The following is a 16119-nucleotide window of genomic DNA, read 5'->3' as shown; positions in this document are numbered from 1 at the left end:
CAGCGTCAAACAACACCAAAGCGTTCGAAAGAAGTGCAACCATGATGAATCCACGACACCGAAGTGGGGTGACCGTCTGCGCCGGGGCGGCCTGGGTGCTCGCGGGGCCGGCGGCCGTGCTGGCTTCGGTCGCCTGGTTGCTCCTGAGCCAGGACCTGCCACCGGCGCCGCCCTGGGAGACGGCGCTCACCACGGCGTGCGCCGGGTTGCTTGGACTCTGGGGAAGTTATTGGACGCTGGCCTGCCTTGCCGTCGCGGTGGCCCACACCCTTGGTTCACCCGCAAAGCGTCGCCTTCCGCGGCGCGCCATCCTCGCCGTCAGCCTCACGCTTGGACTCAGCGTCGGGTTCTCCGCCGCCGCCCAGGCCAGCGGCGCCCACGCGGAGCCGGCAAGCACGGTTCAACCCATCAGTCAGGCGCAGCCGCTGGGCTCAGACTCACGGGTGACGCCCCAGTGGTCCATCACGGCCAGGCCGCCAGCTGAGTCTGCCCCGTCTGATGCGGCACCATATGGAGCGGCCCCGTCTGATTCGGGATCCGGCGCGCCCGGGTACTCCGCCAGCGGAACCGGCCCCGCCCTGCCGCCCATCTGGGGCGGCGGGCCCCGCACCAGCAACGACGTGGTGGTCCGCCAAGGAGACTCGCTCTGGAGCATTGCGCAACGGCGGTTGGGACCGGACGCGACCGCCGCTGACATCGACCGCGAGTGGCGCCTCTGGTACCGGCACAATCACGCGGTGATCGGGCCAGATCCGGACCTGATCCACCCCGGGCAACTCCTCAGGGCGCCCGACTAACGCCACCACTGCACTCTCGCCCTACCTCCCCGGACACCCAACCGCAGCACACACGTCATTGAGAGGACCGTCATGAGCGCCGAAGCCCTGACAGCACCGCCCACCACCGCCCACCTGCAGTTGGTGGACACCCACACCGCGCCCGCTTGGGCCCAACCGCAGCGCATGCCCCGGCCGTTGCCTCCCCTTGCCCTGGTTCCGCAGCCCCTCGGTTCCCCCACCGCAACGCCGCCGACTCCCGCGCCGCCGGCGCCGCCGTCTCCTGGAAAACACGGGCCCACCACCTCGACGCAGTCGCCAGCAGCAGAAGCGGCTGTCGCCACCCCCGCGGAGCTGGCCCCGACGCTGGCCCCCATGAGCTTTCCTGGTCCGGCGCCGAGTTCCTTGGACGCCCCTGGGCCGGCGCGCGCGCACGCCCGCGCGCTGGCACAGGCCCTGGCCGAGGTATTGCATGGCCTGCGCCCCTCCCACCAGCTCAGTCATTGGCTGGATCTGGAGATGCTGCAAAAGATGCAGCGCCGGGTCCGCTGGGAGCAGGACGCCGCCCGGGCCATGGGCGCGCAGCTGGGCAACGGCCCCGCGCAGGTCATCGGCTGCCACGTGCAGCTAGTGGGCGCGGCGTGCGAGTGCTCCGCGACGCTGGTGACCCGGAACGGGGCGCGCGCCGTCTGCTTTCGCCTTGAGCTGCGCCGCAATCGCTGGCGCGGCGTCGCCGTCGAGCTGGGCTGAGGTGCGATGCACAAGGACCCCACCCAAGCCGTAGCTCGGATGGGGTCCCTGGCGGGCAGCATCTCTGTGCCCGACGACGCGTGGTGGCCTCAGCCCCTGCGTCGCCTACCGCGCCGCATCAGCGCCGCTTAGACCGGTTCTTCTTCTTGTTATTGCCGCCGCGCTGGGCGGACTTGGCGGCCGCCGCCGTGCGACCGGAGGCGGTGCGCTTGACGCTCTTGCTCGCCTCGCCGCCCTCGTCCGGGGACGTGTACTCCAGCGACGCCGGAGCCTCCGGCTGCTCCAGCCCGGGTGCCGTGGCCTCGGAGGCGTCATGGCCGGGCTCCACATCGGCGTGGAACACCAGGGAGACGGACTCCTCGCGGATGGCCTCCATCATCGTCTCGAACATGGCGTAGCCCTCGCGCTGGTACTCCACCAACGGATCGCGTTGGGCCATGGCACGCAGGCCAATGCCCTCCTTGAGGTAGTCCATCTCGTAGAGGTGTTCCTGCCACTTGCGACCGATCACGGAGAGCACCACGCGGCGCTCCAGGTCACGCATGGTGGAGGAACCCAGCTGCTCCTCGCGGCGCTCGTAGGCCACCTCGGCATCCGAGGTGATCTCGCGACGCAACAGATCTGCGGTCAGGTGACCGGCGCCGCCGGCCTCTTCCACCACATCCTCCGGCGTAATGGAGATGGGGTAGAGGGCCTTGATGTTGGTCCAGAGGGCCTTCAGGTCCCACTGGTCGCCGCTGCCCTCTGCCGTGGCCTCCGTGACCATGGCGCCGATGGCGTCCTCGATGAAGTGGCTCACCTTCTCCTGAAGGTCCTCGCCCTCCAGGATGTGGCGGCGGTCGGCGTAGATGGCCTCGCGCTGGCGGTTCATCACGTCGTCGTACTTCAAGACGTTTTTACGCTGCTCGGCGTTGACGCCCTCCACGCGGGCCTGGGAGGACTCGATGGCCTTGGAGACCAACTTGGACTCCAGCGGCACATCATCTGGCATGTTCGGGGCGTTCATGATGCGCTGGGCCATGCCCGCGTTGAAGCGGCGCATCAGCTCATCCGTCATGGACAGGTAGAAGCGCGTCTCACCGGGATCACCCTGACGGCCGGAACGGCCACGCAGCTGATTATCGATACGACGGGACTCGTGACGCTCGGTGCCCAGGACGTACAGGCCACCCAATTCGCGCACTTCCTCCGCCTCAGACTCGGCGGCCTCCTTGGCCTGGGTAAAGACCGCGTCCCACGCCTCCTGGTACGCCTCGGGCTGCTTCTCCGAGTCAAGGCCACGCTTCTTCATCTCTGCCACGGCGGTGAACTCGGCGTTGCCACCCAGCATGATGTCGGTACCGCGACCGGCCATGTTGGTGGCCACGGTGACGCCGCCCTTGCGACCGGCCTGGGCAACGATGCCTGCCTCGCGCTCGTGCTGCTTAGCGTTGAGCACCTCGTGGCGCACGCCGCGCTTGGCCAATTTCTGGCTCAGGTACTCGGACTTCTCCACGCTGGTGGTACCCACCAGCACCGGCTGGCCCGCCTCATGGCGCTCCACAATGTCATCAACGACCGCGTCAAACTTGGCGATCTCATTCTTGTAGATGAAGTCAGACTTGTCCGAGCGCTGCATGGGACGGTTGGTCGGGATCTCCACGACACCCAACTTGTAGGTGCCCATGAACTCCGCCGCCTCCGTCAAGGCGGTACCCGTCATGCCAGAGAGCTTGTTGTACATGCGGAAGTAGTTCTGCAGGGTGACCGTGGCCAGCGTCTGGTTCTCCGCCTTGATCTCCACGGACTCCTTGGCCTCGATGGCCTGGTGCATGCCCTCGTTGTAGCGGCGGCCGGGCAACGAACGGCCGGTGTGCTCGTCAACGATCATGACCTCGCCGTCAATGACGACGTAGTCCTTGTCCCGCTTGAACAGCTCCTTGGCGCGCACGGCGTTGTTCAGGAACCCGATCAGCGGGGTGTTGGAGGACTCGTAGAGGTTGTCGATGCCGAGGTAGTCCTCGACCTTTTCGATGCCGGGCTCCAGCACGCCCACCGTGCGCTTCTTCTCATCCACTTCGTAGTCGATGTCCAGCGTCATGCGGCGCACCAGCTGGGAGAACTCCACGTACCAGCGGTTCACGTCTCCCGAGGCCGGGCCGGAAATGATCAGCGGCGTACGGGCCTCATCGATGAGGATGGAGTCAACTTCGTCAACGATCGCAAAGGCGTGGTCGCGCTGGACGAGCTCGTCCTTGCTCCACGCCATGTTGTCGCGCAGGTAATCAAAGCCAAACTCGTTGTTGGTGCCGTAGGTGACGTCCGCGTTGTACTGCTCGCGACGCTCATCCGGGTCCTGGTTGGACACAATGCAGCCAGTCGTGAGGCCAAGGAAGCGGAACACGCGACCCATGAGCTCAGCCTGATAGGCGGCAAGGAAGTCGTTGGTCGTGATGATGTGTACGCCCTCGCCCGTGAGCGAGTTCAGATAAGCGGGGGCAGTGGCCACCAGCGTCTTACCCTCACCGGTCTTCATCTCAGCGATGTTGCCCAGGTGCAATGCGGCGCCACCCATGAGCTGCACGTCAAAGTGACGCATGCCCAGGGTGCGATCAGAGGCCTCACGGACGGCGGCGAAGGCCTCGGGGAGCAACGAGTCCAGCGGCTCGCCCTCCTTCAGGCGCTCCTTGAACTCATCCGTCAGGCCCCTCAGCTCCTCGTCGGAGAACTCCTTGAAGGACTCCTCGAGGGCGTTGATCTCATCGGCGTACCCCTTGAGCCTCTTCAGCGTCTTCTTGTCGCCTGCTCGCAGGATGCGTTCGAACAGATTGGCCACCTGGCAACTCCCGTTTCTCGATCCGTGGGCCGGTTCGGCCCGTGAGCAGTCTACGGGTTGCCCCGTCGCGATACTCGCAGGAGCTTCCCAGCATCAAAACCCTCGAACGAGCCGAGGGCAGTCAAACGGCGGGGCGGGTACCGAAGCAATCGGTTCCCGCCCCGCCTCAATCAAAAAACGACACGATCAGGTGCTCGGAATCGTGGCGGCACCGCGGTAGCCGCTGACCTCCCGCGTCTCCTCGCCCTCCACCAGCTCATCCAGGGAGAGCACACCGTAGGACCAACCCTTGCGGCGGTACACCACGGAATGACGCCCGCTGACCTCGTCCACAAAGAGGTAGAAGGGGTGCCCCACCATCTCCATGTTGTCCACGGCATCATCCACGCTCATGCTCACCGCAGGGAAGGACTTGATGCGAATCTCCACCGGTGTCTCGTCCACCTCAACGGTTTCGCGCTCGCGCTGCTCCTCCATGACCTGGTCCGCCAGGCTGGCGTTGGTGGCGGCGACCGGAAGAGCCCCGGTGGCGTCGTGCACCTTTTGCGGGGCGTGGCGGCCGTGGTGAACCTTCTGCTTATCGCGAGCCCTACGCAGGCGCTCAAGCAGCTTGGCGAACGCGAGGTCAAAGGCAGAGAACTTGTCCGAGGACCGCGCCTCAGCACGGATGGCTGGGCCCGACCCGAGCACGGTGACCTCGACCGTGACCTGGGAAGCAACGGTGCGCACATTCGCGTCCCTGGAGACCTTGATCTCGACTCGTTGCACGCGGGGCGTGAGCTGCTCGATCTTGGCAGCGCGGGTCTCGGCGTACTCCTGGAAACGATCCGTGACAGTCACATTCCGACCACTGACGTTCAGTTCCATGAGGTCCTCCTCGTCGTTGACGATTGACGCGTCCGGAGGCTGAGGCGGGGGGCCCCGTCCTGGTCCGGACGATGGGTCCCTTAAGTGGGATGCCCATGACTCACCGTAGCGTGGTCCGGGCCACAGTGCACCCCTGAAATGGCGTTCTTTTCAGCCATCGGCTGAAGCTGCGTGGGGGTCGGGAACGTGCGATACCACCGCCGCGCCAACCACACGCGCACCGCCACGCCGCAGGACCCGCGCGCACTCGGCCAAGGTGGCGCCGCTTGTCATCACGTCATCCACCAGCACGACGTCGCGCCCTCGCAGCTTGGCGCCGCGACGGAGCCCAAAGGCCCCGCGCACCGCGTTGGCCCGTGCGCGGCGGTCGCGACCCTTCTGCGCGGCCCCACCGCCCAGCGAAACCAGCGTATTCAGCGAACTCAGGGCGTGTAGCGTTCCGAGCCCCGCCAACCCCTGCGGCAGCCGGCGGCGCGGGCGCAGGATTCGTGCCCACCGCACGGCGGTTCCCCTCCCGGCTAAACGCAACAGCTCCTCCACCGGCACAAAGCCGCGGCGCCGTGTGCCTGCGCGGCTCGCGGGCACCGGCACCAACAGGACTCCGGCAGGTAGCCCCGCCAGCACCCGGTGCAGCGCCGCCCCGAGCGGGGGAAGCAGGACAAATCCATGGGCCCGCTTGGCCTCAAGAATGACGGCTGCCGTGATGCCGCCGTATCTTCCTGCGGAGACGATGGGTGCTGCCGAGCGGGGAGCCAACACGTCCAGTTCCGCCAGGTCATCCACGACCTGGGGCACCAAGAGGGCCGCCCCCAGTTCCTCCCGGCAGAGCGCGCAGAGGAGGCCGCCGCCGGCCCCGCAACCCACGCAATCGGCCGGATACAGCGCCTGGCTCACCTCCCGGCCAGCCTCTCGCCACCACCGCCCCACCAGTCCAAACCAGACTTCGTCCGCCCAACTGGCCCCGCGCCGTGCAGCAGAGCCGGCCACGCGGCGTCGGGCAGAACCGCCGCGCGAGGTGAGCGCGCCGCGCCCGTGCGCTTGGGCGCGCGGCTCGGGTTCTCCAGCACCAGCGGGGGCGGCGTTCATGCGAACAGCCTCGCCACACCCGGCCGCCAAGGCACCCGCCAAGGCAATGGTTGGGGACAACACGCCGCACGCGCGCCCCGCGGCGCCAACTGTGAGGGACGCGCGCCCCTAACCGCGATAGCTCAGATCGTTCACGCCCAGTTCCTTGGCCACCTGCCGCCAGGTGGTGCCCTCCCGCGCCAGCACCGTCTCGTCGTTGACCACGGCGATGGCCGCCCGGTCCGTGCCTGGGGCCACGGCCAGCGAGGTCATGCCTAGGAGCATGGTCCACGTGCTGGAGCGCCGCTCAAGACTCACCTGCTCGGCGACCACTTTGTTCTTGGGACCCGGCGCGGTGACCACCAACTCCGAGTCGGAGGCCCAGGCCACGCGGTTGGCCTTGACACTCAGCGTCAGCTCCAGGGGCGTGGCGAGCCCCACGGGCTTGCCGTTCTTGTCCCGCTGGATCCCGGCGATCAACAGGTGATCCCCATCGGATCGTTTGACCGTCACGGCCAGCCGCGTGCCGTCCGCGGAAACCCGCAGACCCGTCACGGTGCCCTTGCCCAACCAAGCGCCCTCCAGCCGCACGGGGCTGCCCCCGGCGGCGCGCACGGCGAGCACGGGTGAACCCGGCACGGCTTGCGCCGTCCACACCCACGAGTGGGAGTCATAACTGGGCGCCACCAGTTGGGTCCCCTTGAAGAGCGTGCGGACGCTGGCGTCCTGCGTCAGCAGCTTGAGCTGCCGGCTGCCACCGGTCAGGACGGCGTAGGCCTCTTGGACCGGCGACATGGTGGGATCGGAGAGCGCGGTGCCCACCTTGTCACCACCCTCCACCTGGCGCAGAGCGCCGTCCTCATACCGGACCACCTCGTCCCCCCGCAGACCCACCATGGCGCCGTCCGGGGCGGGGTTGATGCGGGGCTCGTTCAGGCGCGGCCCCACCTCCACGGCATTCTGATCAGCCGTGAGCTGGACTGAGTTCACATTGACGGAGTCCACCAGCGAGCGCTCCAGTTGCAGCAGCATCCGCTGGCGCGTCTCGTCGGACGCGTCCGTCAGGACGGACTCGGGGACGTCCACCGTGGCGACCTTGTTCTCCACCGGCACGGAGGCGCGGGAGAGCTTGCTTCCCTCCGGGAAGGCGCTGTAGACCGCCTTCTTCAGGTAGGGGGCGGGCCCCTCAAGCAAGGCAGTGGCCACCGCAGCGGAGCGACCCTGCCGCTTGGCCATCCACCGAACATCCGGCACCAAGGTGGAGAGCTTTGAGTCGGAGTAGAAGTACAGGGTTACCGGGGAGAACGCGTACTCAAAGGAGCTACTCTCCACCACAATCCCATTGGGAGCCTTGGACAAACGCCATTCGCCGTCCACCCGCCTGAGGCTGAACTCCAGCTCCGTGTTCTCTCCCTTGGGGCGGTCCTGCCTCACTCCGCTACCGTCCAGGATCCGCGTCACGCGCACGTCAGCCGTCAGGTGATCCTCGGCATCATCCACCTGCTCAAACTCTGGGTCGTTATCCACGACGAGCGTGCGCTCCGTCGCATCCCAGGAGGCGGCCAGCTCCGGCGTCATGTATTCCCTGGCGACCGCGTAATTATCCGCGGCGGAAAGACCCCCGCGGAAGAAACCACGCACAATGCGATCCGGTGACTCGCCTCCGGTGGGGCCGGTGACGTTGAAGTTGGGCGCCTCATCCTCCGCGGCCAGATTGCGGGCGGGCAGGGTGCCCACCGGCCCGGTGACCGGGATAGATGAGCATCCGGAAATCACCATGGCCAGCAGGCCAAGTGCCAGGATCAGGGCGGTGAGGGCACGGGAGGAGCGCCGCTGGCGCGGCCCCTCGGTCAGTGTGCGGCTCATTCTTCCTCCTCCATGGCGCGGCGTTGGCGGCGGGTCAGCGGCGCGTCAAGGTCATCCGCAAAGTTGCTGACGTTCGACGTCGTGCTGCCGGCAATGGTGCCGGGGGCCTCGGTACGTGCCGGGTCAGCCAAGTGCGAACCCACCACGGGCACGGCGCCCGTGCCGATGCGTGCCGCGGGCATGGAGCCGGTGGCAGGCCCGCTCAGATGGGGCGGGAGGGTGCCGGGAACCGGCGTCTGAAGATGCTCGCTGGTGTCATCCGGGATCTCCTCCGCGTCCTGGAAGACCAACCCGGTGCGGGGGAACCAGTCAGTATCATCCGCATCGATCGCCTCCGCCTCCGCGGCGTCATCGCTAGATTGCTCAGCGGAGACCGTGGAGACCACGAGCGGCAAGGGGGAGGCGGTGAGCAGCGTGCCCAGCGTCGACGGGAGTGTCAGGCGGAAGATGGACCCCTCCCCTGGCTCACCCCAGGCCTGCAGCCAGCCACCGTGCAGACGCGCGTCCTGCATCGCGATGGAGAGGCCAAGGCCAGAGCCGCCGGTCTTGCGGGCGCGCGCCGGGTCCTTGCGCCAAAAACGATCAAAGACGCGCGTCACGTCCTGCGGGGCCAGGCCAATGCCGTGGTCTCTCACGGCGATGGCCGCCGAGTGCTCATCCCCGGCCACCCGCACCTCCACGGGGCGCCCCTCCCCGTGCTCCACTGCATTCATCACCAGGTTGCGCACAATGCGCTCCACGCGGCGCGGGTCCATCTGCACCAACACCGGGTCCTGCGGGGCCTCAAGGATCAGCTCCGTGCCAACAGCCTGCGCCAGGGGTTCCGCGGCGGCCATCACGCGGCGGGCCACGGGCACCAGGTCCCATTCGCCGGCGTCTAGGGAGGCAGCGCCGGCGTCAAAGCGGGAGATCTCTAGCAGGTCGTTGAGCAGGGTCTGGAAGCGCTCCACCTGGTCGTAGAGCAGCTCCGCGGACCGGCGGTTGATCGGGTCAAAGCTCTCCCGTGCGTCATGCAACACCTCCGCGGCCATGCGCACCGTGGTCAGCGGCGTGCGCAACTCATGGGACACATCGGAGACAAAGCGCTGCTGCATCTGGGACAGGGACTCCAACTGGACAATCTGCGCCGCCAGCGAGTCAGCCATGCGGTTAAAGGAGCGGCCAAGGCGCGCCACCTCGTCATCGCCGTCCACGTGCATGCGCTCACCGAGGGCACCCTTGGCCAGCTTCTCTGCCGTGCTCGCCGCCTCCGCGACGGGCTGGAGGGAGCGCCTGGCCACGTACCAGGCAATGGCTCCGATGATCACCAAGAGCAAGATGCCGCCCAGGAAGAGCACACCGTGGATCAGGTCAAGCGTGTCCTGGAGCTGCTGCAGGTTGTAGACCAGATAGAGCGAGTAGTCCTGAGAGCCCTGAATCTGCACCCGCTTGCCAAAGGCCAGGCCGGGTTGCACCCCGCTCTCCGTCTGCAAAGACACCGATTCCCAGAAGATCTCGTCTCCGGAATTGACCCGCTTTTCAAGCTGTTCCGGGATCGCCTTGTTCGCGATGGCGCTGGAGTACTGGCCCACCACCCAGCTATTGCCGGAGTTGCCAGAGAGGGTCCGGAGCACGTACTCGCGCTCCCCCGCACCCTCGCCGCGCAAGCCGCGCAGGGTGGTGTTGACGAGCGCCTGGGTGGAGCCCTTGTCTCCGGCCGCCGCCGCCAGGAAGGACGAATCCGCCGCGCCCAGCCCGGTCTTGGCCTCCTGGGAGATCTGATCAAAGCGCTCCTGAAAGAGCCCATCCGCGATGCGCGCGGAGAGCAGGGCGCCGGTGATCAGTTCCGCCAGGGCACACAGGATCACCGTGATGGCCACGGTGCGCAGCTGGAGGGAGTGCCGCCAGCGGCGCACAGCCCAGGCCGCAGGGCGGCGCGGGTCCCACCACGGCCGGCGGTAACCGACGCGGGCGGCGGAAGCCTGCGCCGGCGCCGCGTACCGCACCAGGTCCGTGGTGGCAGCCCCTGACTCGCTGCGATCCTGCGTTTGCGTCACCGGCTCAGGCCTGGCCCGCCTTGTAGCCGACGCCGCGCACGGTCAAGACCACCTCTGGGTTCTCCGGGTCCTTCTCCACCTTGGATCGCAGACGCTGCACATGCACGTTCACCAACCGGGTGTCCGCGGCGTGGCGGTAACCCCACACCTGCTCCAGAAGCATCTCGCGGGTGAACACCTGCCACGGCTTGCGCGCCAAGGCGGCCAGCAGATCAAATTCCAGCGGCGTGAGCCCGATGCGCTCGTCGCCGCGGCGGACGGAGTGCCCCGCAATGTCGATGGTCAGGTCTGCGACGTTGAGCACCTCGGGAGCCACCCGCTCGCCGCCACGCATGCGAGCACGCACGCGGGCCACCAGCTCTGCCGGCTTAAAGGGCTTGGGCACGTAATCATCCGCACCGGCCTCCAGCCCGCGCACCACATCCGCGGTGTCAGACTTGGCGGTGAGCATGATGACGGGAACGTCCGACTCGGCACGAATGAGACGGCAAATCTCGATGCCATCCATGCCCGGAAGCATCAGATCAAGGAGCACCAGGTCGGGGCGCGCACGGCGGAAGGCATCCAGGGCCTGCGCGCCGTCGTGGCAGAAGGATGGCTCATACTCGTCGTTGCGCAGCACAATGCCGATCATCTCCGCCAGTGCTTCGTCATCATCGACGACGAGGATCCTGCCCTTCATGCGTTGGCCCTTCCGATCACGGTGCGCCCTGTTTGAGGGCAGCTGACAGCGTCGGCTTCGACGCCCTGACTCCCGCCATCTTAGGCGAGTGCGGCGCACGGCACCGTTCGGGCGTGCCACGGAAACGTCACGGTTTGGCGGCGTTCACCCGTCCGCGTGGCCCCAGCAGCTCAGTGCAGGCCATCTAGGTCGTCATGGCGCACCACATCCAGCGCATCCGCCACGTCCCGCGCAGCCACGGCGCTGCGCCGCAATCCCGCCGCACCCAGCGCCTCATCCGGGCCCGCGACGACCATGACCTGCCCCAGCGCGGCCGCGCTCAGCCCAAGGCTGCGCCAAGGTTGCGCGATCCGCAGCGCGCGCTCTGCCACGCTGCGCGCGCCGTCGCGACGCAGCCGCACCACCACGCGTCCCCCGGACTCCACCCAGCCGGCAATCTCCTCCCAGTCCCCCGGAACCGGTCCGGCCTCGTCAAAGAGCAGGGCCGACGCCTGGGGTACAGGCTCACTGGAGGGGCCGGCTTTCAGCGGCAGCCAGGTGGGAGACAGGCCGGCCAGGCGCTGCCATGCGGCGCTCACTGCGGACTGGTCCCACGCCGGCAGCTCCCGAAAGCCCGAGGAGGAGCGCACCCGCCCACCCGTCACCTGTTCAAGGAGAGGTTCGTGCACGTGCACCACGGTCTCTGCGCCCGGCAGCGAGGAATCAATCCCCGCGGCCAGCTCCGCCATGCCAAAGGCCCAGGCCTGCGCCACATCCCGGACCGCGCCCGGATCCTGCAGCACCGGCTCTCCGCCTGGCAGGAGCAGCGAGGCCATCAGCGTGGCCGGGCCAGTCACACGCACAACGGTGGGGCCAGCGGGTGTCTCCCCGAGCACGTCCGCCGTGAGCGCCACCAGTGAGCGATGCGAGGAGCGCGCAAAACGCGCCGCAGCGTCGTCGCCCGCTCGGTGTCCCGTCAGCCGCCACCCGTGCGGGCTCAGCTCAACCGGAAGCCCTGAGAGGTGCGTGACCGCCCGCGTCAGCGGGGTGGTGCCCGGACCGGCGGAGGGAAACTCCGGCAGCGCAGCGGCGTGCGGCGCCCCCAACTCTCCCCGCAGGATCCGGGTGCTTTCTTCGCGCTGTTCGTCGGCACACACGCCGAGCGAGGTGGCGGTGACCGGGGACTCGCCCGCGGCAGGCTCGCTCATGAGCGGGGGTCTGCTTCCGGCCCCGCGCCGTCCGTCTCGGCGCTGTGCGTCTCCGAGATGGCCTCGTGGTGGCGGATGACCTCTTCGATGACGAAGTTGAGGAACTTCTCCGCAAAAACGGGGTCAAGGTGCGCATCCGAGGCCAAGCTGCGCAAGCGCTCGATCTGCGAAGCCTCGCGGTTCGGATCAGAAGCCGGCAGGCGGTGGCGGGCCTTGAGCCAGCCCACCCGCTGCGTGCTCTTGAAGCGCTCCGCCAGCAGGTACACCAGCGTGGCGTCGAAATTGTCGATGCTCCCGCGCAGGCGCAACAGCTCCTGCATCACCTCTGGGTCCACCTCGCCCTGAAGCGAGCTGGCGGACGGATCGTAAGGGGACGGCGTCGACTGCTGGCTCATACGTGCCAGTTTAGGGTCCACGGCCACCCGCGTCCGCCCAACCTGTCCGCCCACCCCAACCGCTCAGGGGGACGGGCCGGGGCGACGACCGGGGCGACGACCGGGGCGAGCGGCCGGGCTCAGGCGTCGGCGAGCGCGGAGGGGCTCCACGCGGAGGAATGCGCCTCGGAGATGGTGGCCTGGCCCACCACGCGTGAACCGATGTAGATGACCATGGACTGGCCCGGGGCCACGCCCGCCAGGGTGGAGACCAGCTCCGCCTCCACCTCCAGTGCCGGCTGGTCCACCTCAGCCCCCTCTTCGGGAGTGGGGGCGACCCACCGCACGCGGGCGGGGACGGGGTCCCCGTGCGCGCGCACCTGGACCATGGCCTCCGTCCAGCTCCCCTGCGCCGCCTGGGCCGGTGCGGGGCCGGCGAAGGAGGGGCGGATGCCGTGAAGACGGTCAACGTCCAGCAGGGCCTTGGGCCCCACCACCACCTTGTTCTCCTTGGGACGGATCTGGAGCACAAACCGCGGCTTGCCATCCGGCGCCGGGTGCCCAATCGAGAGCCCCTTGCGCTGGCCTACCGTGAAGGCGCGTGCTCCGGGGTGCTGGCCAAGGTCCTGCCCGTCCTGATCCACGATGCGACCCGGTTCCAGCTCCATGCGCTCGGCCAGGAAGCCGCGGGTGTCCCCGTCCGGGATGAAGCAGATGTCGTGGCTATCCGGCTTGGCTGCGACGCTCAGGCCCCTGCGCTCCGCCTCCGCGCGCACCTGCGCCTTGGAGGGGGTGTCCGCCAGCGGGAACCAGCAGTGCTCCAGCTGGTCCTCTCGGAGCACGCCGAGCACATAGGACTGATCCTTGGCCCAGTCTGCGGCGCGGTGCAGTGAAACCGTCCCCGCGTCGTCGCGCACCACCTTGGCGTAGTGACCGGTGACGACAGCGTCGAAGCCCAGCGCCATGGCCTTATCCAGGAGGGCCTCGAACTTGATCTTCTCGTTGCAGCGCAGGCAGGGGTTGGGGGTGCGCCCCGCGGCGTACTCCTCCACGAAGTTATCCACCACGTCCGCCTTGAAGCGCTCGGAGAAGTCCCAGACGTAGAAGGGGATCCCCAGGGTGTCGCACGCGCGGAACGCGTCGTTGGAGTCCTCCAGGGTGCAGCAGCCGCGGCTGCCGGTGCGCAGGGTGCCGGGCATGCGCGAGAGCGCAAGGTGCACCCCCACCACGTCGTGCCCCGCCTCCACGGCGCGCGCGGCGGCCACCGCGGAATCTACTCCGCCGCTCATCGCTGCCAGGACCCTCATGCTTGTGCCTCCACCGTGGTTTGTGTTGTTGCCGCTCCCCGCCGCCGCTGGCCGCGCGCGCCGGGGTACCCCTTCATCGTCCCACTCCGGACAGGCCCGCCGCACGCGCGCCCGCCACCGCCGCAGGCAACGCGGCCAGCAGGGCGTCCACGTCCGCCAGGGTGCTGGTGGCGCCCAGGCTGAAGCGCTGCACGCACCGCGCCTCGGCCTCCGCACGCCCCATGGCCATGAGGACGTGTGAGGGGCCGGCCACCCCCGCCGTGCAAGCGCTGCCGGTGCTGGAGGCGATCCCGGCCATGTCCAGCATGAACAGCACCGAGTCCCCCTCGCAGCCGGGGAACGTGAAGTGGGCGTTGCCTGGCAGGCGGGGCGCGGACTCCGAGCCCGGCATTGCACCCGGCTCCGGGCCGTTGAGCACGGCGTCCGGCACCGCGGCGCGCACGCCGGCGATGAGCCGATCACGCAGGCCGGTCTGGCGCCGCGCCTCCTCCTCCAGGTTGGCCATGGCCTCCTGGGCCGCGGCCGCAAAGGCGGCGGCGCCCACGGCGTCCAGCGTCCCAGAGCGCAGGGAGCGCTCGTGGCCGCCACCGTGCTGCAGCGGCACCGGCTTTTGATCCCGGCCAAGGACCAGGGCGCCAATGCCCACCGGCCCGCCCAACTTGTGCGCCGTGATGGCGGCGGAGCTCAGGCCAGGCGCGCGCAGCTCCACGGGCACGTGGCCAAGGGCCTGGACGGCGTCGCTATGCATGGGCACTCCGTGCCGGCTGGCCAGCGCGGCGGCGGCCTGGATGGGCTGCACCGTGCCGACCTCATTGTTGGCCCACATCAGGGTGGCGACGGCAAGGGTGGGGCCGTGCGTGGCCAGCGCGGACTCCCATGCGCCCAGGTCAACGCGGCCGTCGGAGAGGAGCGGGACCTGCACGGTGTGCGCTCCCTCGTGGGCCACCAGCCACTCCACCGCGTCCAGCACCGCGTGATGCTCCGCACCCGTGAGCAGGATGCCCCGGCGGTGCGCGTCCCTGCCATGGGACGCCCACCAGGTGCCCTTCAGGCCCAGGTTGTCCGCCTCCGTGCCTCCAGAGGTAAACAAGATCTCCGAGGGATGCACGCCGATCGCCACCGCCAGCCGCTCCCTTGATTCCTCCACCAGCCGGTGTGCTGCGCGCCCGGGGCCATGCAAGGAGTTGGGGTTCCCCACCAGATCCAGGTGCGCCAGGATGACCTCCCGCGCGGCCGGCGACAGCGGGGAGGTGGCGGCATGGTCAAGATAGACGGGGCGGTGCGGCACGGCCTGCATCCTACCGCCGGCACCTGGGAGACGCAGGAACCGGGGGTCGCCACGTACCGTTGAGTCACTCCCATCACGATCGAGGTTTCATGCCGCTCTCCCAGCCCCCTCTGGCCCACCCCGTGCGTGCCATTGGCGCACGCACCCTCGATTTTTCCCGGCAGGTCGCCGTGATGGCCGTGGTCAATCGCACACCGGATTCATTCTTTGACCAGGGCGCCACCTATGCCCTGCGCGCCGCGGTGGACGCCGTGCTTGCTGCGGACGCGGGCGGTGCCGACTGGGTGGACATCGGCGGCGTGCCCTTTGCGCCTGGCCCGGCCCTGGCGTGGCAGGAGGAGGCCGAGCGTGTGGTCCCCGTGATCCGCGGCGTGCGCGAGGCGGGGAGCACGGTCATCATCTCCGTGGATACCTTCGATGCACGGGTGGCGCGGGCCGCCCTGGAGGCCGGCGCGGACGTCATCAACGACACCACTGGGCTCTCCGATCCCGAGCTGGCGCCCCTGGTGGCCTCCGCCGGTGCGCACCTGGTGCTGACCCACTCCCTCGCGGCTCCCCGCACGGTATATCCGCGTCCCCAGTATTCGGATGTGACCGGGGAGGTGGTGGCGTTCTTGGAGTCACGGGTGACGCAGGCGCTCGCGGCCGGCGTCAGCGAGGCGCGACTGATCGTGGATCCGGGCCACGACCTCAACAAGAACACCACCCACTCCTTGAGCATCACGCGCGAGTTTGCCCGCATCGCGGCCCTTGGCTTCCCCTCCCTTGCCGCGGTCTCCAACAAGGACTTCATCGGCGAATCGCTCGGATTGCCTAAGGAGGAACGGCTGGCGGGTTCGCTGGCGGCCGCGTCCTTCTGCCTGCATGAGGGCGCACGGATCATTCGCATGCACGACGTCGCGGCCTCGGTCTGCGCGGCCCGCATGTTTGAGTGCGTGGCCGGCTGGCGCGAGCCGGCGTACCTGCTGCACAACCAGGGCGAGATCAACCTGCCCTGAGGCCCGCGGGCGGCGGCATGGCCCCGGCGCGGGCGCGGAGGGGCGCCGCCGCGCTGTCCGCTGAGAGCCAATCGGCATGAGCCAAGCAGGGAACCACCTTTATGCTGA

At 68.7% G+C, this 16119-nt stretch carries 13 protein-coding genes; 3 read left to right on the top strand and 10 right to left on the bottom strand.

Going from position 1 to position 16119, the window contains the following annotated elements; translation table 11 throughout:
• Positions 1–41: 41 nt before the first annotated feature.
• Together DWQ67_RS02075 and DWQ67_RS02070 are read left to right on the top strand one after the other, a co-directional pair.
• On the top strand, positions 42–797 hold the full coding sequence (locus tag DWQ67_RS02075) for a LysM peptidoglycan-binding domain-containing protein (RefSeq protein WP_147433583.1): 756 nt from the start codon (positions 42–44) through the stop codon (positions 795–797).
• A 72-nt stretch (positions 798–869) separates the two neighbouring features.
• Positions 870–1526 carry an Rv3235 family protein gene (locus tag DWQ67_RS02070; protein ID WP_121483910.1) on the top strand — a complete coding sequence of 219 codons (657 nt, stop codon included), beginning with the start codon at positions 870–872 and terminating at the stop codon, positions 1524–1526.
• A 118-nt stretch (positions 1527–1644) separates the two neighbouring features.
• Here DWQ67_RS02070 and secA read toward each other — a convergent pair whose 3' ends face one another.
• The 10 genes from secA to DWQ67_RS02015 form a co-directional block, all read right to left on the bottom strand.
• Entirely contained in the window at positions 1645–4341 is a 2697-nt protein-coding gene (secA, locus tag DWQ67_RS02065) for a preprotein translocase subunit SecA (protein ID WP_121483909.1), read from the bottom strand.
• 186 nt (positions 4342–4527) lie between these two features.
• On the bottom strand, positions 4528–5208 hold the full coding sequence (gene hpf / locus DWQ67_RS02060; protein ID WP_121483908.1) for a ribosome hibernation-promoting factor, HPF/YfiA family: 681 nt from the start codon (positions 5206–5208) through the stop codon (positions 4528–4530).
• Between the two features lie 150 nt (positions 5209–5358).
• Positions 5359–6294 carry a ComF family protein gene (locus tag DWQ67_RS02055; RefSeq protein WP_121483907.1) on the bottom strand — a complete coding sequence of 312 codons (936 nt, stop codon included), beginning with the start codon at positions 6292–6294 and terminating at the stop codon, positions 5359–5361.
• A gap of 108 nt (positions 6295–6402) precedes the next feature.
• Positions 6403–8139, bottom strand: a complete 1737-nt coding sequence (locus DWQ67_RS02050) for an LpqB family beta-propeller domain-containing protein (protein WP_121483906.1) — start codon at positions 8137–8139, stop codon at positions 6403–6405.
• On the bottom strand, positions 8136–10175 hold the full coding sequence (mtrB, locus tag DWQ67_RS02045) for an MtrAB system histidine kinase MtrB (RefSeq protein WP_121483905.1): 2040 nt from the start codon (positions 10173–10175) through the stop codon (positions 8136–8138). The genes DWQ67_RS02050 and mtrB overlap by 4 nt, the downstream gene beginning before the upstream one ends.
• 4 nt (positions 10176–10179) lie before the next feature.
• A complete protein-coding gene (gene mtrA, locus DWQ67_RS02040; protein WP_121483904.1) occupies positions 10180–10857 on the bottom strand; it encodes an MtrAB system response regulator MtrA in 678 nt (225 codons plus the stop codon).
• A 170-nt stretch (positions 10858–11027) separates the two neighbouring features.
• Positions 11028–12044 carry a hypothetical protein gene (locus DWQ67_RS13685; protein ID WP_158595329.1) on the bottom strand — a complete coding sequence of 339 codons (1017 nt, stop codon included), beginning with the start codon at positions 12042–12044 and terminating at the stop codon, positions 11028–11030.
• A complete protein-coding gene (locus DWQ67_RS02025) occupies positions 12041–12439 on the bottom strand; it encodes a chorismate mutase (RefSeq protein WP_121483901.1) in 399 nt (132 codons plus the stop codon). Before DWQ67_RS02025 ends, DWQ67_RS13685 begins: the two co-directional genes overlap by 4 nt.
• Positions 12440–12558: 119 nt before the next feature.
• Entirely contained in the window at positions 12559–13725 is a 1167-nt protein-coding gene (gene mnmA, locus DWQ67_RS02020; protein WP_121483900.1) for a tRNA 2-thiouridine(34) synthase MnmA, read from the bottom strand.
• A 73-nt stretch (positions 13726–13798) separates the two neighbouring features.
• Entirely contained in the window at positions 13799–15013 is a 1215-nt protein-coding gene (locus tag DWQ67_RS02015; RefSeq protein ID WP_233555864.1) for a cysteine desulfurase family protein, read from the bottom strand.
• Positions 15014–15102: 89 nt separating this feature from the next.
• Here DWQ67_RS02015 and folP point away from each other — a divergent pair, with 89 nt between their 5' ends.
• Positions 15103–16011 carry a dihydropteroate synthase gene (gene folP, locus DWQ67_RS02010; RefSeq protein ID WP_121483898.1) on the top strand — a complete coding sequence of 303 codons (909 nt, stop codon included), beginning with the start codon at positions 15103–15105 and terminating at the stop codon, positions 16009–16011.
• Positions 16012–16119 lie beyond the last annotated feature (108 nt).

It is taken from the genome of Galactobacter caseinivorans, assembly GCF_003640665.1.
Lineage (GTDB): Bacteria > Actinomycetota > Actinomycetes > Actinomycetales > Micrococcaceae > Galactobacter > Galactobacter caseinivorans.
This window is presented reverse-complemented; position numbering and strand designations above follow the sequence as displayed.